Source organism: Streptomyces sp. NPDC050674 (assembly GCF_040654575.1).
Lineage (GTDB): Bacteria > Actinomycetota > Actinomycetes > Streptomycetales > Streptomycetaceae > Streptomyces.
Map to the genome: position 1 here is coordinate 556,852 of NZ_JBFAIG010000002.1, position 18,278 is coordinate 575,129.

An 18,278-nucleotide genomic window follows, 5' to 3' on the forward strand; every position below is an offset into this window, starting at 1 on the left:
CCCCGCGAGCCCGTCGGAGGGGTTCCCGGTCATACCCGTAGTACCTGAGAGCTACACCGCGGATGGGTTCCCCGGTGTGACGCGGACGAGGCGCTCCGCTCCGTAACTTCCCTTCCACGCAGACCCGATGGCCGGGTGCGAGGGGAGGGGGACGTCCATGGGGTCCGTAGGGGAGTACCGCCGTGGCGCGGGCGTCGGACGCGGTGGTGACGGCGTAGGTGTCGGAGGCTCGCGCCGCGTCGACGGCTTGCGCCGCGAGGGCGGCTCGCGTCGCGTCGACGGCTTGCGCCGCTTCGACGGCTTGCGCCGCGTCGACGGCTTGCGCCGCTTCGACGGCTCGCGCCGCGTCGACGGCTCGCGCCACGAGGGCGGCTCGCGCCGCGTCGACGGCTCGCGCCACGAGGGCGGCTCGCGCCGCGCCGAACGCCGGTCTCACATCAACCGCCGGCCTTTCCTCAACCCCCCGCACCGCGTCGGCCGTTGGCGGCGCGCCCTGCTCGCCGCGCTCGTCACGAGCGCGGTGGTTCTCCCCCTCTCCGCGGCCGTGCGGCCACAGACCCCCGCCCCGCCCCCCGCCTCCCTCGCGCCCCTCAGCGCGTCGACGCTCGACGAGGCCTACGCCGCCAACCGCACCAACGCCGCCGAGGCGGCCCGCACCGCCGCCGCGCACCACGACCGGGCCCGCGCCGCGACGGACCGTCAACTGGCGGGGCCGGGCCGAGAGCTGCTGCACTTCGACGGCCGTGGCTCCGGCCTGGTGACGGAGGTGCTCGGGGATCTCGCCCGGGCCGACCGCGTCGCCGTCCTGGTCCCCGGCTCCGACACGAGCCTCGACACCTACGCCCGGTTCCACGCGGCGGCCGCCGCCCTGCACCGGGAGCTCACCCGGCAGGCCCCGGCGGGCACCCGCACGGCGGTCGTGGCCTGGCTGGGCTACGAGACCCCGGCCACCGTCAGCACGACGGTCACGACCACCGGCAGGGCGGAGCAGGCCGCCCCACGACTGCGCGCGCTGGTCACCGACCTGCGTGCGATCACCCGCGCGGGGGCACACGTCTCGCTGCTCTGCCACTCCTACGGCTCGGTCGTCTGCGGCCGTTCCGCCACCGGACTCGCCGTCGACGACATCGCGCTCGTCGGCAGCCCCGGCACCGGCGCGGACACCGTCGCCGGCCTGCGCACCCGCGCCCGCGTCTGGGCGGCCCGGGGCGCCGACGACTGGGTGGAGCACGTACCGCATCTGAGCGCCGACCTGTTCGGCACCACCGTCGGCTTCGGCACCGACCCCGTCTCCCCGGCCTTCGGCGCCCGGGCCTTCGCGGCGGGCGACGCCGGCCACAGCGCCTACTTCCGACCCGGCTCGGCCTCCCTGACCAACCTGGCCCGGATCGTTCTGGGCGAGACCAAGGCGGTGACCCATGACTGACCTCGGCATGCGAGACATCCGGCAGGGCGTGCGCCGTGGTGCCGAGCGCATCACCAGGGACACCCCGCCCGGCCGGGACCGGGCCGTGGACGCCCTGCGGGCCGCCGCCGTCCTCGGGGTCGTCCTCGGGCACTGGCTGGTCACGGCCCTGGTCTCGGACGGCCGCACCCTGCGTACGGCGAGCCCCCTCCAGCACATGCCCTGGCTGGCGCCCGTCTCCTGGATGTTCCAGACACTCGCGGTGTTCTTCCTGGTCGGGGGCCATGTCGCCACCCGCGGTCTCGCCTCGGCCCGTGCCCGCGGTGTGCCGTACCGGCAGTGGCTGACGAGCCGCCTCACCCGGCTGTTCAAGCCGGTCGCTGCCGTCCTCGTCCTGTGGACGGTCGCGGCGTTCGCCCTGCTGCTGTCGGGCGCCGAGTTCGGCACGGTCCGCACCTTGGTGAAGCTGGCCCTGTCCCCGCTGTGGTTCCTCGTGGTGTTCGCGGGCCTGACGGCGGCGACCCCGCTGCTCACCCGGCTCAACCCGCTCTGGCCGCTGGCCGTCGTACTGCACGTGGACCTGCTCCGCTTCGGCCTGGGCGGTCCCGCCTGGCTGGGCTGGGTGAACGTGGTGGCCGCCTGGACGGTGCCCTACACGCTGGGCGCGGCCTGGACCCGTGGTGAGCTGGAACGCCGCCGCGCGGGCTGGCTCCTGCTCGGGGCCGGGGCGGCGGCGACCGCGGGCCTCGTCGCATGGGCGGGCTATCCGGCGTCGATGGTCGGCGTCCCGGGCGAGGGCGTGTCCAACCTGTACCCGCCGACGCTGGCCGTCGTCACCTTCGGCCTGGCCCAGTGCGGTCTGGCCCTGCTGCTGCGCGAGCGGCTGCGGCGGGCGACGCGCCGGCCCGTGGCGTGGGCGGCGGTGGCGCTCCTCAACCTCTCCGTGATGACCGTCTTCCTCTGGCATCAGACGGCCCTGATGGCCACGACGGCCACCGGCCTCCTCGCGGGGCGGCTGCCCGGCCTGCACACGGTGCCCGACGGACTCGGCTGGGTCGGGGCCCGGCTGCTGTGGCTGCCGGTGTTCGTGCTCGCCCTCGCGGTCTGCTGGGCCGCCTTCCGGTCCTTCGAGCGGGGCGGTGGCGGCCGGGGCCGCAGGTCGCGGGTGGTGCGGGCGCACCGGCCGTCCCACCGGGGCACAGCGGCGAAGGCCCGTCATGTCTAGGCTGGGCCGCGTGAAGGACTCGGGGGTGGGCCGCGCGCCGCGAGCGCGCGTCAGGGGCTGGCTGCGGGGGGTGCGCGAAGACCTGTGGACCCTGCGGGCGGACCCGCTGCCGCCCTCCACGTGGCTGCGCTGGCTGCCGCACGGGCTGCTGTGCCTGGCCGCGTTCGGCATCACGGTCGGCGGCGCCGGGGACATGGCGGACAACGGCCATCTCGGTTCCGGGCTCGCCCTCCTGGCCGGGGTCGGGCAGGGCGGCGCCGTGGTGCTCGGGCTGTGGCGGCCGGTACCGGCGTGGTGGCTGTCCCTGGGGATGTTCGTCCTGGTCGCCGTCACGGTGCGCACCCGGTTGGGCTTCGACCTGGAGACCTACACCTGGCCCTGGACCGCCGCGGGCATCATCGCCGAGCTGCTCGTGCTGCTGCTGCTCGCGCTGCGGGTGCCCACCCGGGCGGCGGTGGCGGCTCTGTCGGTGACCGCGGCCGTCACTTACGTCTTCGAGCACGTGTGGACCGCGGGACCCTACGACACCACCGGTGTGCTCGCGATCTCCCTGTTCACCGTCGTCGTGATACTGGCCGGCGCGCTGCGCGGGCGGCGCGAGGCCCGGGCGCAGCTCGTCGAGCAGACCACGCTCACCGCCGAGGAGCGCGCCCGGCGCACCCTGCTGGAGGAGCGCAGTCGCATCGCGCGGGAGCTGCACGACGTGGTGGCCCACCACATGTCGGTCATCTCCATCCAGGCGCAGGTCGCCCCGCATCTCGTCGAGAACCCGCCCGACGAGCTCAAGGACAACCTCGCGGGCATCCGGCAGAACGCGCTGGAGGCCCTGACCGAACTGCGCCGGGTGCTGGGCGTGCTGCGTTCGGAGCACCCCGGGCCGGGCGAGCCGTTCGCGGGCCCGGGGGACGCCTCGACACCGCACGCGCCGCAGCCCACACTCGACCGGCTCGAGGCGCTGGTGGAGAACACCCGGGCCGCCGGCCGCGAGGTCGTCACCGACATCAGCGGCGAGCGGCGCCCGCTGCCGCCGGGCGTGGAGCTGTCGGCGTACCGGATCGTGCAGGAGGCGCTGAGCAACGCCCTGCGGCACGCGCCCGGCGCGCGGATCACGGTCCGCCTCGCCTACCAGCCGGACGGCGTGGAGGTGGAGATCGTCAACGGCCGCCCGACCGCGCCTCCGCCCCCGTCGGCAGGGGCGGGCCACGGGCTGCTCGGCATGCGGGAGCGGGTCGCCATGCTCGGCGGCACCATGACGGCGCACCCGTGGCACTGGGACGGCTTCAAGGTCACCGCCTTCCTCCCGGACACCCCGCCCGCCGGCACCCCCGGCACCGACCACACCACGGCCCCCCAGGGAGGGACCTCATGACGAGCGGCACCGGCGACCCCATCCGGGTTCTCATCGTCGACGACCAGGCGATGGTCCGGCAGGGCTTCACCGTGCTGCTCGGCATCCAGCCCGACATGGAGGTCGTCGGTGACGCGAAGGACGGCGAGGGCGGCATCGCCAAGGCCGCGGAGCTCGCCCCGGACGTCGTCCTGATGGACATCCGCATGCCCGGCGTCGGCGGCATCGAGGCGACCGAGCGCATCACGGCCGCGCATCCGGACATCAGGGTGCTGGTGCTCACCACCTTCGACCTCGACGAGTACGTGTACGACGCGCTGCGCGCCGGGGCCTCCGGGTTCCTGCTGAAGGACGCCTCGTCGGAGCAGCTCGCCGAGGCGGTCCGGGTGGTCGCGGCCGGGGAGGCGCTGCTCGCCCCGGTCATCACCCGCAAGCTGATCGCCGAGTTCTCACGGCTCGACGGCAGGCCCCGTGCCCCCCTCAAGGAGCGCGTCGGTGACCTGACCGAGCGGGAGACGGAGGTGCTCGCGCTGATCGCGCAGGGCCTGTCGAACGCGGAGATCGCCCGGCATCTGTTCGTGGCCGAGCAGACGGTGAAGACCCACGTCGGCAGGATCCTGGTGAAGCTGGGCCTCAGGGACCGCACCCAGGCGGCGGTGTTCGCCTACGAGTCGGGGCTGGTGCGGCCCTCCGGCTACTGAGGGCGGTGCCGGTCCCACTGGTGGCTCCCGTAGTACCTGAGAGGGACCCCGTATGACCCCTCTCACTGGGGACGACCACGCCCCCGGCCTACGCCTACCGTTCTGTACGTGACCGAGACGACTCACATGCAGACCACGCCGCCAGGGGGCGGGGCCAAGCCGCGCAGTCCCGAGTACCGGGTGGCGGTGGACTCCCTGCGCGGGCTGCGGCAGGACCTCATCCACGACGCGTTCGCCTACCGGCCGCTGCCGGGCCGGCGCACGGACGGGCGGCTCGTGCGGCGGCTGCCGGGGCGGCTGCGGGTGTACGCCGCGTGGCTCCCGCACGCCGTGATCGGCGTGGCGGCCCTGATCACCCTGTCCGCCTCCACGGTCGACTCCGGCGGCCCGGCCGTGCTGCTCGGTCTGCTCTGCGTGGTTCCCGTGCTGCTGACCATGGTGCGGCCGGTCGCGGCGTTCTGGGCGTCCATGGTCTCCACGCCGTTCGCCTCCGTGCTCGGCAGCCGCTGGGGCGAATGGCCCTGGGCCGCAGGCAGCTTCGCCTGCCATCTGACCGTGCTGACGGTCGTGGCGATACGCACCCGGCCGCGCACGGCGGGGTGGATGTGGGTGCTGACGGCGCTGTACGCCGTCCTCGCGGACACCGGCATAGGCCCGACGTACTACGAGTACGGCAGCAACGCCGCTTCCATGCTGGTCATATCGGCCCTGGTCCTGCTGTGCGTCACCGTATGGCACATCCGCCGCCACGCGGAGCAGGAGGTCACCGCCCAGCAGACGGTCACCGCGCACGAGCGCTCCCGCCGCACCCTGCTGGAGGAGCGGACCACCATCGCCCGGGAGCTGCACGACGTCGTCGCGCACCACATGTCGGTGGTGGCCATCCAGGCGGAGGCCGCGCCCTACCGGGTGGACAACCCGCCCCCCGAGCTGGAGAAGGCGTTCGCCACGATCCGGGAGAACGCGGTGGCGGCCCTGACCGAACTGCGCCGCGTGCTGGGCGTCGTCCGCGCCGAGGACTACGAGGTCCCGGACGCGCCGCAGCCCACGCTCGCCGACCTGGACGGGCTGCTGGCCAATGTGAGGGAGGCCGGGCTGACGGTGGACAAGGTGGTGACGGGAGCGGTCCGCGAGCTGCCGCAGGGCGTGGAGCTGTCGGCGTACCGCATCGTGCAGGAGGCGCTCAGCAACACCCTGCGGCACGCGCCGGGTGCGACGGCCCGCGTCGAGGTGGGCTATGTGCTCGGCGGCCTGGGCGTGCGCATCGTCAACGGCCCGCCGCCCCACCCGCAGCTGATCAAGCCCTCGCCCGGCGCCGGACACGGCATCACGGGCATGCGCGAGCGGGTGTCGATGCTGAACGGCGAGATGACGGCGGGCGGCACGGACGACGGAGGTTACGAGGTGACGGTGTTCCTGCCGGTCGCCCTGCCGGACGAAGGTGACGCATGACCATCCGCGTCCTGATCGCGGACGACCAGATGATGGTGCGCGAGGGCTTCTCGGTCCTGCTGAACGCGATGCCGGACATCGAGGTCGTCGGCGAGGCCGTGAACGGCCGGGAAGCCGTCACCAAGGTCCGTGAGCTCGCCCCGGACGTGGTGCTGATGGACATCCGCATGCCCGAGCTGAACGGCATCGAGGCGACCCGCGAGATCGTCGCCGCCGACGGCGCGGCCAGGGTGCTGGTGCTCACCACCTTCGACCTCGACGAGTACGTGTACCAGGCGTTGCGCGCCGGTGCCTCCGGCTTCCTCCTCAAGGACGCCTCGGCCCGCCAGCTCGCCGACGGGGTGCGCGTGGTCGCGTCGGGGGAGGCGCTGCTGGCCCCGTCGGTGACCAGGCGGCTGATCACCGAGTTCTCCAAGCTCTCCGCGACGCCGCGCCTGATGCCCTCCGCGCAGGCGGCGTACGGGGATCTCACCGACCGGGAGACGGAGGTGCTGGTCCTCATCGCGCAGGGCCTGTCGAACTCGGAGATCGCGGTGCGGCTGGTGGTCGCCGAGTCGACGATCAAGACCCACGTCAGCCGGATCCTGGTGAAGCTGGGCCTCAGGGACCGGACCCAGGCGGCGGTGTTCGCGTACGAGGCACGGCTGGTGACGCCCGGGTAGCCGCCCCCCGGGCGGCCGGGGGGCGACGTGGAAAACGCGTTTCCCCCTCGGCCACTTGAAGGAAGACCCTGGTCAGGGACGGGGGTGTGGGGCTAGCGTCCCGGCATGGCTGCATTCGACCCGTGGGACCCGGCCTTCCTCGCCGACCCGTACCCCGCCTACGCCGAGCTGCGTGCCCAGGGCCGCGTGCACTACTTCGAGCCCACGAACCAGTGGCTCGTTTCGCACCACGCGGACGTCTCGGCACTGCTGCGCGACCGGCGCCTCGGCCGGACGTACCAGCACCGGTTCACGCACGAGGAGTTCGGCCGCGGCGCGCCCCCGCCGGAGCACGAGCCGTTCCACACGCTCAACGACCACGGGATGCTCGACCTGGAGCCGCCGGACCACACCCGGATCCGCCGGCTGGTGTCGAAGGCGTTCACGCCGCGCACGGTGGAGCGGCTGAAGCCGTATGTGCGGGGGCTGGCCGACGCGCTGGTGGCGGATCTGGTCGCGGCCGGCGGCGGTGACCTGCTGAAGGACGTCGCGGAGCCGCTCCCGGTCGCGGTGATCGCCGAGATGCTGGGCATCCCGGAGTCCGACCGGGCCCCGCTGCGCCCCTGGTCGGCGGACATCTGCGGGATGTACGAGCTGAACCCGTCCGAGGAGACGGCGGCGCGGGCGGTGCGGGCGTCGGTAGAGTTCTCCGACTATCTGCGCGAGCTGATCGCGGCCCGCCGCAAGGAGCCGGGCGAGGACCTCGTCTCCGGTCTCATCGAGGCCCACGACGAGGGCGACCGCCTCACCGAGCAGGAGATGATCTCCACCTGCGTCCTGCTGCTCAACGCCGGCCACGAGGCCACGGTGAACGCCACGGTCAACGGCTGGTACGCACTGTTCCGCAACCCCTCCCAGCTGGAGCTGCTGCGCTCGGACCACACGCTCGTCCCCTCCGCGATCGAGGAGCTGATGCGCTACGACACCCCGCTCCAGCTGTTCGAGCGCTGGGTCCTGGACGACATCGAGATCGCCGGCACGACCATCCCCCGGGGCGCGGAGATCGCCATGCTCTTCGGCTCCGCCAACCACGACCCGCAGGTGTTCCGGAACCCGTCCGGCCTCGACCTCACCCGCGCGGACAACCCGCACATCTCCTTCAGTGCCGGCATCCACTACTGCATCGGCGCCCCGCTGGCCCGGATCGAACTGGCGGCCTCGATGGGCGCCCTGCTGGACAGGGCCCCGACCCTCCGCCTCGCCACCGAGCCGGAGAGGAAACCGAACTTCGTGATCAGGGGCTTGGAGGGGCTGGCCGTCGAGGTGGGCTGACCGTCGAGGTCGGCTGATCACCCGCTAGGTGGTCATGTCCCGGCGCCGCAGCCCCGCCAGCCCGCCCGCGACCAGCGCCACCGCCAGCCCGGTCAGCACCAGCAGCGGCCCCCACCGCACGGAGCCGCCCGGCAGCTTGGGCAGGTGGCCGAACGGGGAGAGGTCCAGCACCGCCTGCGGTACGTCCAGCGCGGGCCCCACCCAGCCGATCAGCAGCGCCGCCCCGGCGACGCCCCAGGCCGCCACGGCCGCCCGGGGCAGGACCCCGTACAGCAGCACCGCCAGCCCGCCGATCACCCACACCGCCGGGAGCTGCGCCAGGCACGCGGCCAGCACCGGGCCGGTCCGCCTGCCGTAGCCGACGGCGAAACCCAGCCCGGCCAGCAGCATGATCAGGGTGGCGCCGCCGAAGGCGATCAGCAGGTGGCCGGCGGCCCAGCGCAGGCGGCCGACGGCGTTGGCCAGCACCGGTTCCGCCCGGCCCGAGGTCTCCTCGCCGTGCAGACGCAGCACCGACGCCACGATGTACAGCGCCGCGACCAGGCCGAGCATGCCGATCATGGACGCCAGGAACGCGTCCGTCAGGCCGGAGTGGCCGCCCATCCGCTCGAAGACCTTCCGGGCGTTGTCGTTGCCGCCGACCAGGTCCGCCGCACCCTCGGTCATGCCGCCGTAGACGACCCCGGCCAGGAAGAATCCGATGCCCCAGCCGAGCACACCGCCCCGCTGCAACCGCCAGGCCAGGGCGCCCGCGCTGCCCAGACCGCCGGACGCCGGGCCCGGCCGGGTCGGCAGGAAGCTCATGCCGAGGTCCCGGCGGCCGGCCAGCGCGTAGGCCGCCAGGCCCTGGAGGACCACCGCCCCGGCGAACAGCGCCAGCACCCACCAGCGCTCGGCGGCGTAGGGCCGCAGGTTCTCCAGCCAGCCCAGCGGCGACAGCCAGGTCAGGACCGAGGAGCCTGCCCCGGTGCCGGAAGCCCGGGAGGTGCCCCCGTCCGTGGCCGAGTCGCCCGCCGCGCGCAGGACGAACGCGGCCCCGAGCACCGCCGCCGTCAGGCCGCGTGCCAGCCGTGCGCTCTCCGTCAGCTGGGCGACGATCGCCGCCATCGTGGCGAAGACCATCCCGGCCCCGGCGACCCCGAGCCCGAGGGCCAGCGCCCCGGTGCCGCCCTGGCCGGCCAGTCCGGCCGTCAGCAGCAGTGCCAGCACCCCGTTCGCGACCGCCGCCGCCAGCAGCGCCGCCGTCAGGGAGGCCCGGCGGCCCACCGTGCCGGACGCCACCAGCTCCTGACGGCCGCTCTCCTCCTCGTCCCGGGTGTGCCGCACGACGACCAGCAGGCTCATCACGGCCGCCAGGGCACCAGCGTAGAGGCCGGCGCGCCAGGCCGTCAGGGCGCCCAGCGAGTCGCCGAAGACCGGGCCGACCATCGCCCGCAGCGAGGAGTTGGTCTCCACCTGCCGGACCAGGTCCGCGCGTGCGGCGGGAGTGCCGTAGAGGCCCTCCAGCGTGCTCGGCATGGAGAGGACCATCAGCGCGGTCACGGCGATCCAGACGGGGATCAGGATCCGGTCGCGGCGCAGGGCGAACCGCAGCAGGGTGCCCGTGCCCGCCAGGTGACGTGCGCCGCCGGGCCGCGCCGCGAAGGCCGTCATCGGGCGCCCGCCTCGGCCGTGCCGTCCTGGTAGTGGCGCAGGAACAGCTCCTCCAGCGTCGGCGGTGTCGACGTGAGCGACCGCACGCCCGAGGCGCTCAGCGACCGCAGGACGCCGTCCAGCCGCTCGGTGTCGACCTGGAGGCGGACGCGGTGCCCCCGCACCTCCAGGCCGTGCACGCCCGGCAGCTCCGCCAGGCCGTCGGGCGCGCCCGCGAGTTCGGCGACGACGCTGGTGCGGGTGAGGTGGCGCAGGTCGGCGAGCGAGCCGCTCTCGACCGTACGGCCCTTGCGGATGATGCTCACCCGGTCGCACAGCTGCTCGACCTCGCTGAGGATGTGGGAGGAGAGCAGGACCGTGCGGCCCCGGTCGCGCTCCTCCTCGACGCAGGCCCGGAAGACCTCCTCCATCAGCGGGTCCAGGCCCGAGGTCGGCTCGTCCAGGATGAGCAGGTCGACGTCCGAGGCGAACGCGGCGACCAGGGCGACCTTCTGCCGGTTGCCCTTGGAGTAGGTGCGGCCCTTCTTGGTGGGGTCGAGTTCGAAGCGCTCGGTCAGCTCCGCTCGGCGCCCGGGGTCGAGTCCTCCGCGCAGCCGGCCGTAGAGGTCGATGACCTCGCCGCCGGACAGGTTGCGCCACAGCGTCACGTCCCCGGGGACGTAGGCGATGCGGCGGTGCACCTCGACCGCGTCCTGCCACGGGTCGCGGCCCAGGACCTGTGCGGCGCCCGAGTCGGCGCGCAGCAGACCGAGCAGGACCCGGATGGCGGTGGACTTTCCGGCGCCGTTGGGGCCGAGGAAGCCGTGGACCTCGCCGGTGGCGACTTCAAGGTCGAGTCCGTCGAGCGCGTGGGTCCGTCCGAAGGACTTGTGCAGTCCGGAGACGGTGATGGCCTTCGTCACGCTTCAGAACGTACGCGTCTTTCAGAAATTTGTGAAGGTTAGGAACAGTGTGAATCACGCCTAGGATGGGACCCATGACGCAATCAGCCGGGAGCGACCGGGACGCGGAGGCCGTGTCGAGGTTCGTGGAGTCCTTCGCGGCGCAGCTCGTCGAGGCGGGGATGGCGCGCATGCCGGCCCGGGTCTTCGCGGCGCTGCTGTCCTCGGACGAGGGTTCGTTGACCTCCGCCGAGCTGGGGGAGCAGCTGCGGATCAGCCCCGCGGCGGTCTCCGGCGCGGTGCGTTACCTGGCCCAGACGCACATGGTCTCGCGCGAGCGGGAGCCCGGTTCGCGCCGGGAGCGCTACCGGGTGCACGGCGATCAGTGGTACGAGGCCCTGGCCAACCGCGACGCCGTCCTCAAGCGCTGGGAGGCCGCCCTGCGCGAGGGCGTCGCCGGCCTCGGCGCGGGCACCCCGGCGGGCCGCCGCCTCGCCGAGACCCTGGCGTTCTTCGAGTTCATGGAGGGCGAGCTCGCGGAGCTGATGGAACGCTGGCGCGTGCACCGGGCCAGGACCTTCGGGCCGGACGCCGGGGCCTGACTCACCGGCCCGACGGCACCGTCAGCCCCCACGCTCCTTCCCGCACCACCCAGGTGCGGGTGCGCACCGGCCCCGACACCACGGTGTCCGCGCGGTAGCGGAAGTGCGCCCCGGACACCGTCACCGTCCGGCCCTCCGCGAGCAGCGGCGAGGCCTCCGCGCCCACCGACACCGGTCTGACCTCCACCGACGCAAGGCCCGCCGCGGACGGCGCCACCGACACCGCCTCCACCGGCTGGTTCAGGTCCACGAGGGTCTCCCCGTCCACCTCGACCCGCAGTCGCGACGGCCCCGGCTCGGGCGCGGGGGCGGGCCGGGACGGACGGTTGACCGGCACCAGGGTCCGGACCAGGGACTGGCAGGTCCGCAGCCACGGGCGGCCCGGCACCTGCCCCGGGTCCGGCTCGGCCCGCGGGCCGGACCAGGCCGGGGAGGGCGACAAGGGCGGTATCCGCAGCGCACCGAGCACCACCCCGTCGCTGTCGTCGACCATCAGGTCCATCCGCCGTTCGACCCCGTCGAGCACCGCCCGCGCCGCCGCCACCGTCCCCGTCGGCACGCCCAGGGACCGGGCCAGGGACTGCGCAGCGCCGACCGGCACCACCGACAGCGCGCATCCGGCCAGCTCCCGGTGGCGGTGCAGCAGCGCCACCGCGCGGATCAGGGCCCGGTCGTCGCCCACCACCACCGGTCGCCGCGAGCCCCGCCGGGCCAGTGCCCGCGCGAACTCCTCCGGCCCGTCCGGCAGGCACAGCTTCATGCCGGCACCCGCGCCGAGCACGTCTTTCGCGATCCTGACGGACTCGCCGTCCGACCGACGGGCGCCCGGGTCGACCACCACCAGCAGCTGCTCGGACGTCGCGGAAGTCGCCACCTCGGCCATGCCTCGCTTCCTCGGGTAGCATCTTTGTGCAAGAGCCCCTTGCGCTATTGCGCCAGGGGCTTCGTCTATTCCGGGGCATCCGGTCCGACGGTTGGCCGCCAACGGCGGTCGCGGTGCACGCGGCTGTGATCCTCCGCGTTCGCCCTCGACCATGGACATGCCCCGCCCGGAAGGGGTGTACGCGCGTGCCCGCACTTGTGCTGCTCGGTGCTCAGTGGGGTGACGAAGGCAAGGGAAAGGCCACCGACCTGCTCGGTGGTTCCGTGGACTATGTGGTGCGCTACCAGGGCGGCAACAACGCCGGCCACACGGTGGTCGTGGGTGATCAGAAGTACGCACTGCACCTCCTCCCTTCCGGAATCCTGTCTCCCGGCTGTACGCCGGTCATCGGTAACGGCGTCGTCGTCGACCCGTCGGTCCTGCTCTCCGAGCTGAGCGGTCTGAACGAGCGTGGCGTCGACACGTCCAAGCTCCTCCTCAGCGGAAACGCGCACATCATCACGCCGTACAACGTGACGGTGGACAAGGTGACCGAGCGCTTCCTCGGCAAGCGGAAGATCGGCACCACCGGGCGCGGCATCGGCCCGACCTACGCCGACAAGATCAACCGCGTCGGCATCCGCGTGCAGGACCTCTACGACGAGTCGATCCTCACGCAGAAGGTCGAGGCGGCCCTCGACGTCAAGAACCAGATCCTCACCAAGCTCTACAACCGGCGCGCGATCGCCGTGGACCAGGTCGTCGAGGAGCTGCTGGCCTACGCGGACAAGCTCGCGCCGTACGTCGCCGACACCGTCCTGGTGCTGAACCAGGCGCTGGAGGAGGACAAGGTCGTCCTGTTCGAGGGCGGCCAGGGCACGCTCCTGGACATCGACCACGGCACGTATCCCTTCGTGACCTCGTCGAACCCGACCGCGGGCGGTGCCTGCACCGGCGCAGGTGTGGGCCCGACGAAGATCAGCCGGGTCATCGGCATCCTGAAGGCGTACACCACCCGCGTCGGCGCCGGTCCGTTCCCGACCGAGCTGTTCGACGAGGACGGCGAGGCACTGCGCCGCATCGGCGGGGAGCGCGGTGTCACCACCGGCCGTGACCGCCGCTGCGGCTGGTTCGACGCGGTCATCGCCCGCTACGCGACCCGCGTGAACGGCCTGACCGACTTCTTCCTCACCAAGCTCGACGTCCTCACCGGCTGGGAGCAGATCCCGGTCTGCGTGGCGTACGAGATCGACGGCAAGCGCGTCGAGGAGCTCCCGTACTCCCAGACCGACTTCCACCACGCCAAGCCGGTCTACGAGATGCTCCCGGGCTGGTCCGAGGACATCAGCAAGGCGAAGTCCTTCTCCGACCTGCCGAAGAACGCGCAGGCGTACGTGAAGGCGCTGGAGGAGATGTCCGGCGCACCGATCTCCGCGATCGGCGTGGGCCCGGGCCGCGACGAGACGATCGAGATCAACTCGTTCCTCTGACCCGTCCCCGTCCCCGTCTCCGCAGACCGCCCCCCGTTCCCGCGGGGGGCGGCCCGCGTTCTCCCGCCGGGAGAGTTGCCGGGAACCGGCATACGCTGAAGCCATACCCCCGCGTGCGTCGACCAGGAGAAGGTGAGTGCGATGCGCGTCATGCTCAAGGCGTCCATGGACACGGAGAAGGCCAACGAGGCCATCCGCAACGGCACCCTGGGGAAGCTGATCCAGGAGGCGCTGGAACAGATCAAGCCCGAAGCCGCCTACTTCACCTCCGACCACGGCAAGCGCACCGCTTTCCTGGTCTTCGACATGCAGGACAGTTCGCAGATGCCGGTGCTCAGCGAGCCCTTCTTCCTCCACCTCAACGCGGAGATCACCTACACGCCGGTGATGAACGTCGAGGACGTGCAGAAGGGCCTCTCCCAGCTCGGACGCTGAGCCGCCGGCTCAGCTGAAGACGATCATCGACCCCTGGGCGAGACTGCGGGTCACGGCCGCGTGCAGCCCGAGCCAGACGTGCCGCTCACGGGCGAACGGGCTCGGGTCGTACGGGGCGGGAACGGCGGGCTCCTCCAGCTCCGTCGGGGCGAGCGGCGGCTGGGGGGCCGCCGGCGGGTTGGCCGGGTCGATGCCGAGCGCCGGGGCGACCACCTCCAGCTCCCGCAGCAGGGCGTGCGAGGAGCCCAGCGGGCCGCCGCCCGCGAGGAGGTCGTCGTCCGCGAGCGGGCTGGGGAAGTCGACCGGGACGTAGGCGCCCGCGTGGTCGTAGTGCCAGACCAGGTGGGACTGCTGGGCCGTCGACTCGAACATCTCCAGCAGCTGCTCGTAGTCGCCGCCGAGCTCGTCCACGGGCGTCACCGGCAGGCCGCACACCTGGAGCAGGTAGGCGCGGCGCAGGAAGTGCAGTGCGTCGTAGTCGAAGCCCGCGACCGGGGCGACGTCACCGGTCAGGCCCGGCATGTACTGGTACACCGGCACCGGCGGCAGACCGGCCTCCGCGAGCACCTTGTTGTATTGCGCGAGTTCCTCGGCGAAGGGGTTGTCCGGCGTGTGGCACAACACGTCGACGAGCGGTACCAGCCACAGGTCACAGGCCAAAGAAGGCTCCTCGCTCAGCGCGGTGGTCGGGTAGCACGGTGGTCAAGAAGAGTAGCGGTGCGACACGGTCACGGCTCCCGCCGTGCCTGTCCCATACCCACACGGGCAGCGGCGACTCGGGTCATCGGGAGGCGAGCCGCTCGATCAGGTCGAGCGAGTGCGCGTTGTACGCGGCGATGATCGCCCGGGCGGCGTCGTTGTCGCGGTCGATCAGGGCGTCCACCAGCCGGGTGTGACCGGCCCACAGCTCGCCGCGCAGATCGGTCAGCCGACGCAGGTGCTGCACCGCGCAGACCCAGGTCTGGACGCGCAGCCGGTGCAGGAAGTCGGCGAGGTAGGGATTGCCGAAGCAGGCGCCGAGCTCGCGCCAGAAACGCAGGTCGTAGCCGATCAGGACGGAGAGATCACCGGCGGCGGCGGCCCGCTGCGCCTCCTCGCCGCGCCTGCGGACCCCGGCGACGACGGCGGCGGACCGGGGATCGTCCGGCCGCACCGCGTTGGGGCGCCCCTCGGTCAGCGCGACGAACATGCCCTCGATGACCAGGTCGCGGGCCTCGATCATGCCGCGGAAGTCCTCGACCGAGTACTCGTGGACCCGGAAGCCGCGGTGCTGGTCGGCCTCGAGCAACCCCTGGGCGGAGAGGTCGACGAGCGCCTCGCGCACCGGCGTCGCGGACACCCCGTACTGCTCGGCGATCTCCTTGACCGTGAACTCCTGCCCCGGCTGGAGCCGTCCGGCCAGCACCTCGTCACGAAGCGCGTCGGCGATCTGCTGTCGCAGGGTGCTGCGCGTCACGGCGCCGTTGCCGGTGCTGGCGGGCATGGTCAGGGCGTCTCCCTCGTCGCGTTCGGGTGGCGTGCGCGTATATGTCTACGAGCACGCCACCTTACGCGTTCGAATGAGTCGCGAGAATGTCGGTTACTGACGGGTTTACAGCTCTTTACTCGGTGTGCTCGTCCGCCACCGAGAGCGCCGCGTCCAGGGCCGCGAGCCCCTCCTTCAGCTCCGCCTCGCTGATGTTGCAGGGCGGCACCACGTGCGTCCGGTTCATGTTCACGAACGGCCACAGCCCGCCCTTCTTCGCGGCGGCGGCGAAGGCGGCCATGGGCGCGTTCGCCTCACCGGCCGCGTTGTACGGCACCAGCGGCTCCCGCGTCTCCCGGTTGCGGACCAGCTCCAGTGCCCAGAACATGCCGACGCCGCGCACCTCGCCGACGCTGGGGTGCCGCTCGGCCAGCGCCCGCAGCTCCGGCCCGACGACGGACTCGCCGAGGCGCGCGGCGTTCTCGACCACGCCCTCCTCCGCCATGACGTCGATCGTCGCCGCCGCGGCCGCGCAGGCCAGCGGGTGCCCGGAGTACGTCAGACCGCCCGGGTAGGGCCGCTTCCCGAAGGTCTGCGCGATCGCGCCGGAGATCGCCACTCCGCCCAGCGGCACATAACCGCTGTTCACGCCCTTGGCGAAGGTCAGCAGGTCGGGGGTGACGTCGAACAGGTCGGCGGCGAACCACTCACCGGTCCGCCCGAACCCGGCCATGACCTCGTCCAGGACGAAGACGATGCCGTGCCTGTCGCAGATCTCCCGCACCCCGGCGAGATAGCCGGGCGGCGGGACCATGATCCCGGCCGTGCCCGGGATCGTCTCCAGGATGATCGCCGCGACCGTCGAGGGCCCCTCGAAGGCGATCGTCGTCTCCAGGTGCTCCAGCGCCCGCGCGCACTCCTGCTCCTCGGTCTCGGCGTAGAAGCGCGAGCGGTAGAGGTAGGGCGCCCAGAAGTGCACGACTCCGGCCGTGCCGCTGTCGGAGGCCCAGCGGCGCGGGTCACCGGTGATGTTCACGGCCTGCTGGGTGCCACCGTGGTACGAGCGGTACGCCGAGAGCACCTTGGGGCGGCCGGTGTGCAGACGGGCCATCCGGATCGCGTGCTCGACGGCGTCGGCGCCGCCGTTGGTGAAGAAGATCTTGTCCAGGTCGCCCGGCGTCCGCTCGGCGATCAGCCGGGCCGCCTCCGACCGCGCCTCGACCGCGAAGGCGGGCGCGAACGTCGTCATCCTCGCCGCCTGCTCCTGGATCGCCGCGACGACCTTCGGGTGCTGGTAGCCGATGTTCGTGTAGACCAGCCCGCTGGAGAAGTCGAGGTAGCGGCGGCCGTCGTAGTCCCAGAAGTGCGATCCCTCGGCACCGGCGACGGCGAGCGGGTCGATGAGCTCCTGAGCGGACCAGGAGTGGAACACGTGGTCACGGTCGGCGGCCTTGACGGCGGCACCGGCTTCGGGGTTCGGCTGAGGGGTCATGCGGGCGAGCGTAGGCGCGGGGGAGAGGGCGGTGAAATCGGCGGCCTGTCTGGCGTCGGCGGCATTCCGCGACAGGTTGTCCACGGGGGACGCGGCATGTTGACAGCATGCTGCCCAGTCGACAGAATGCTGTCATAAGCGCACGGGACCGAGGAGGAGCCATGAACGCCACCACCGGCAAGCCCGTCCATCTCGCCGTCTACGACACCCTCGCCGACTGGGAGACCGGTCACGCCACGGCCCAGCTCGCCCGCTCCGGCCACGAGATCCGCACCGTCGGCCCGGCCACGGCCCCCGTGCGGAGCATCGGCGGCCTGCGCGTCCAGCTCGACCTGGCCCTTGAGGACCTGCGCCCCGAGGACAGCGCGCTGCTGATCCTCCCGGGCGCCGACCTGTGGGACACCTCGGACGACCTCGCCCCCTTCGCCCGCACCGCCCGGGCGTTCCTGGACGCGGGCGTCCCGGTCGCCGCCATCTGCGGCGCCACCGCCGGACTCGCCCGCGAGGGCCTGCTCGACGACCGCGACCACACCAGCGCGGTCTCCTTCTACCTGGCCGCGACCGGCTACGCGGGCGGCGCACGCTACGTCGAGGCCGACGCCGTCACCGACGGCGCGCTGATCACCGCGGGCCCCACCGAACCCGTCGCCTTCGCCCGCGAGATCCTCCGGCTGCTCGGGGTCTACGAGGGCGAGGTGCTGGACGCCTGGTACCGGCTGTTCCACGACTCCGACGCGGCGGCCTACGGGGTGCTGGAGAAGGCCGGCGCCCTGTGAGCCGCGAGCGTCAGGACCTGCTCAGCCGCAGCGCCCTCGGGGTGTTCCGGCTCAACGGCCAGTTCCTCGCCGTCGCGGAGGAACTGGCCCGGCCCGCCGGGCTCACCGCCGCCTGGTGGCAGGTGCTCGGCGCGGTCCTCCCGGAGCCGCTGCCCGTCTCCGGCATCGCCCGCGCCATGGGCATCACCCGGCAGAGCGTCCAGCGCATCGCCGACCTGCTGGTGGAGCGGGGCCTCGCGGAGTACCGGCCGAACCCGGCCCACCGCCGCGCCAAGCTCCTCGCCCCGACCGATGAGGGCCGCGCGGCCGTCGCCCGGATCGACCCCGGGCACGCGGCCTTCGCCGACCGGCTGGCCGAGGCGTTCGGTGAGACGGAGCTGGCGGAGGCGGTGCGGACGCTGGAACGGCTGTCGAAGGTGCTCGACCAGGCAGGTCCGCCTGTTACGGAACCGTAGACGTCGCCCAGGCCACCCCGCCCCCGCCCCGCACTATTCTCGATCTGTTTGCTCGCGTGTGGG

18 protein-coding genes are annotated in these 18,278 nt (G+C 72.9%); 12 read left to right on the forward strand and 6 right to left on the reverse strand.

The annotated features are described in order from the left end of the window. Positions 1 to 436: 436 nt before the first annotated feature. The 7 genes from AB0I06_RS05970 (at position 437) to AB0I06_RS06000 (ending at position 8,104) form a co-directional block, all read left to right on the forward strand. Positions 437 to 1,426 (forward strand): alpha/beta hydrolase, encoded by a 990-nt coding sequence (locus tag AB0I06_RS05970; protein WP_363117690.1) that lies wholly within the window; start codon positions 437 to 439, stop codon positions 1,424 to 1,426. Beyond that, positions 1,419 to 2,630, forward strand: a complete 1,212-nt coding sequence (locus AB0I06_RS05975; protein WP_363117503.1) for an acyltransferase — start codon at positions 1,419 to 1,421, stop codon at positions 2,628 to 2,630. Before AB0I06_RS05970 ends, AB0I06_RS05975 begins: the two co-directional genes overlap by 8 nt. After that, on the forward strand, positions 2,623 to 3,999 hold the full coding sequence (locus AB0I06_RS05980) for a sensor histidine kinase (RefSeq protein WP_363117504.1): 1,377 nt from the start codon (positions 2,623 to 2,625) through the stop codon (positions 3,997 to 3,999). The genes AB0I06_RS05975 and AB0I06_RS05980 overlap by 8 nt, the downstream gene beginning before the upstream one ends. Next, the gene (locus tag AB0I06_RS05985) at positions 3,996 to 4,679 is read left to right on the forward strand and encodes a response regulator transcription factor (protein WP_363117505.1); all 684 of its coding nucleotides are present in this window, start codon (positions 3,996 to 3,998) and stop codon (positions 4,677 to 4,679) included. Before AB0I06_RS05980 ends, AB0I06_RS05985 begins: the two co-directional genes overlap by 4 nt. Before the next feature lie 108 nt (positions 4,680 to 4,787). Then, entirely contained in the window at positions 4,788 to 6,131 is a 1,344-nt protein-coding gene (locus AB0I06_RS05990; RefSeq protein WP_363117506.1) for a histidine kinase, read from the forward strand. Continuing rightward, a complete protein-coding gene (locus AB0I06_RS05995; protein WP_363117507.1) occupies positions 6,128 to 6,793 on the forward strand; it encodes a response regulator transcription factor in 666 nt (221 codons plus the stop codon). Before AB0I06_RS05990 ends, AB0I06_RS05995 begins: the two co-directional genes overlap by 4 nt. Positions 6,794 to 6,898: 105 nt before the next feature. Continuing rightward, positions 6,899 to 8,104, forward strand: coding sequence for a cytochrome P450 (locus AB0I06_RS06000; RefSeq protein WP_363117508.1), 1,206 nt, complete (start codon positions 6,899 to 6,901; stop codon positions 8,102 to 8,104). A 24-nt stretch (positions 8,105 to 8,128) separates the two neighbouring features. Here the strand turns inward: AB0I06_RS06000 and AB0I06_RS06005 are convergent, their stop codons facing one another. Continuing rightward, positions 8,129 to 9,757 carry an ABC transporter permease gene (locus tag AB0I06_RS06005; protein WP_363117509.1) on the reverse strand — a complete coding sequence of 543 codons (1,629 nt, stop codon included), beginning with the start codon at positions 9,755 to 9,757 and terminating at the stop codon, positions 8,129 to 8,131. Beyond that, a complete protein-coding gene (locus AB0I06_RS06010) occupies positions 9,754 to 10,659 on the reverse strand; it encodes an ABC transporter ATP-binding protein (protein ID WP_363117510.1) in 906 nt (301 codons plus the stop codon). Before AB0I06_RS06010 ends, AB0I06_RS06005 begins: the two co-directional genes overlap by 4 nt. A gap of 74 nt (positions 10,660 to 10,733) precedes the next feature. On the opposite strand from AB0I06_RS06010, the gene AB0I06_RS06015 reads away from it, so the two are divergent. Beyond that, positions 10,734 to 11,240 carry a MarR family transcriptional regulator gene (locus tag AB0I06_RS06015; protein ID WP_363117511.1) on the forward strand — a complete coding sequence of 169 codons (507 nt, stop codon included), beginning with the start codon at positions 10,734 to 10,736 and terminating at the stop codon, positions 11,238 to 11,240. A 1-nt stretch (position 11,241) separates the two neighbouring features. On the opposite strand, the gene AB0I06_RS06020 is transcribed toward AB0I06_RS06015, so the two are convergent. Then, on the reverse strand, positions 11,242 to 12,123 hold the full coding sequence (locus AB0I06_RS06020; RefSeq protein WP_363117512.1) for a diacylglycerol kinase family protein: 882 nt from the start codon (positions 12,121 to 12,123) through the stop codon (positions 11,242 to 11,244). A gap of 185 nt (positions 12,124 to 12,308) precedes the next feature. Here AB0I06_RS06020 and AB0I06_RS06025 point away from each other — a divergent pair, with 185 nt between their 5' ends. Together AB0I06_RS06025 and AB0I06_RS06030 are read left to right on the forward strand one after the other, a co-directional pair. Beyond that, the gene (locus tag AB0I06_RS06025) at positions 12,309 to 13,592 is read left to right on the forward strand and encodes an adenylosuccinate synthase (RefSeq protein WP_363117513.1); all 1,284 of its coding nucleotides are present in this window, start codon (positions 12,309 to 12,311) and stop codon (positions 13,590 to 13,592) included. Positions 13,593 to 13,733: 141 nt separating this feature from the next. Next, on the forward strand, positions 13,734 to 14,027 hold the full coding sequence (locus AB0I06_RS06030) for a hypothetical protein (protein WP_363117514.1): 294 nt from the start codon (positions 13,734 to 13,736) through the stop codon (positions 14,025 to 14,027). Between the two features lie 9 nt (positions 14,028 to 14,036). On the opposite strand, the gene AB0I06_RS06035 is transcribed toward AB0I06_RS06030, so the two are convergent. The 3 genes from AB0I06_RS06035 to AB0I06_RS06045 form a co-directional block, all read right to left on the reverse strand. After that, a complete protein-coding gene (locus AB0I06_RS06035; RefSeq protein ID WP_363117515.1) occupies positions 14,037 to 14,687 on the reverse strand; it encodes a hypothetical protein in 651 nt (216 codons plus the stop codon). Between the two features lie 121 nt (positions 14,688 to 14,808). Continuing rightward, positions 14,809 to 15,510, reverse strand: a complete 702-nt coding sequence (locus AB0I06_RS06040) for a GntR family transcriptional regulator (RefSeq protein WP_363117516.1) — start codon at positions 15,508 to 15,510, stop codon at positions 14,809 to 14,811. Between the two features lie 118 nt (positions 15,511 to 15,628). Further along, positions 15,629 to 16,984 (reverse strand): aspartate aminotransferase family protein, encoded by a 1,356-nt coding sequence (locus tag AB0I06_RS06045; RefSeq protein ID WP_363117517.1) that lies wholly within the window; start codon positions 16,982 to 16,984, stop codon positions 15,629 to 15,631. 161 nt (positions 16,985 to 17,145) lie between these two features. On the opposite strand from AB0I06_RS06045, the gene AB0I06_RS06050 reads away from it, so the two are divergent. Both AB0I06_RS06050 and AB0I06_RS06055 read left to right on the forward strand, forming a co-directional pair. Then, positions 17,146 to 17,760 carry a DJ-1/PfpI family protein gene (locus AB0I06_RS06050; RefSeq protein ID WP_363117518.1) on the forward strand — a complete coding sequence of 205 codons (615 nt, stop codon included), beginning with the start codon at positions 17,146 to 17,148 and terminating at the stop codon, positions 17,758 to 17,760. Then, positions 17,757 to 18,215, forward strand: a complete 459-nt coding sequence (locus AB0I06_RS06055) for a MarR family transcriptional regulator (RefSeq protein WP_363117519.1) — start codon at positions 17,757 to 17,759, stop codon at positions 18,213 to 18,215. Before AB0I06_RS06050 ends, AB0I06_RS06055 begins: the two co-directional genes overlap by 4 nt. Positions 18,216 to 18,278 lie beyond the last annotated feature (63 nt).

Bases quoted from the DNA above. Each gene is read 5' to 3' on its own strand.
- AB0I06_RS05975 (WP_363117503.1), top strand. From the start codon at position 1,419: ATGACTGACCTCGGCATGCGAGACATCCGGCAGGGCGTGCGCCGTGGT.
- AB0I06_RS05980 (WP_363117504.1), top strand. From the start codon at position 2,623: ATGTCTAGGCTGGGCCGCGTGAAGGACTCGGGGGTGGGCCGCGCGCCG.
- AB0I06_RS05985 (WP_363117505.1), top strand. From the start codon at position 3,996: ATGACGAGCGGCACCGGCGACCCCATCCGGGTTCTCATCGTCGACGAC.
- AB0I06_RS05995 (WP_363117507.1), top strand. From the start codon at position 6,128: ATGACCATCCGCGTCCTGATCGCGGACGACCAGATGATGGTGCGCGAG.
- AB0I06_RS06000 (WP_363117508.1), top strand. From the start codon at position 6,899: ATGGCTGCATTCGACCCGTGGGACCCGGCCTTCCTCGCCGACCCGTAC.
- AB0I06_RS06005 (WP_363117509.1), bottom strand. From the start codon at position 9,757: ATGACGGCCTTCGCGGCGCGGCCCGGCGGCGCACGTCACCTGGCGGGC.
- AB0I06_RS06015 (WP_363117511.1), top strand. From the start codon at position 10,734: ATGACGCAATCAGCCGGGAGCGACCGGGACGCGGAGGCCGTGTCGAGG.
- AB0I06_RS06020 (WP_363117512.1), bottom strand. From the start codon at position 12,123: ATGGCCGAGGTGGCGACTTCCGCGACGTCCGAGCAGCTGCTGGTGGTG.
- AB0I06_RS06030 (WP_363117514.1), top strand. From the start codon at position 13,734: ATGCGCGTCATGCTCAAGGCGTCCATGGACACGGAGAAGGCCAACGAG.
- AB0I06_RS06040 (WP_363117516.1), bottom strand. From the start codon at position 15,510: ATGCCCGCCAGCACCGGCAACGGCGCCGTGACGCGCAGCACCCTGCGA.
- AB0I06_RS06045 (WP_363117517.1), bottom strand. From the start codon at position 16,984: ATGACCCCTCAGCCGAACCCCGAAGCCGGTGCCGCCGTCAAGGCCGCC.
- AB0I06_RS06050 (WP_363117518.1), top strand. From the start codon at position 17,146: ATGAACGCCACCACCGGCAAGCCCGTCCATCTCGCCGTCTACGACACC.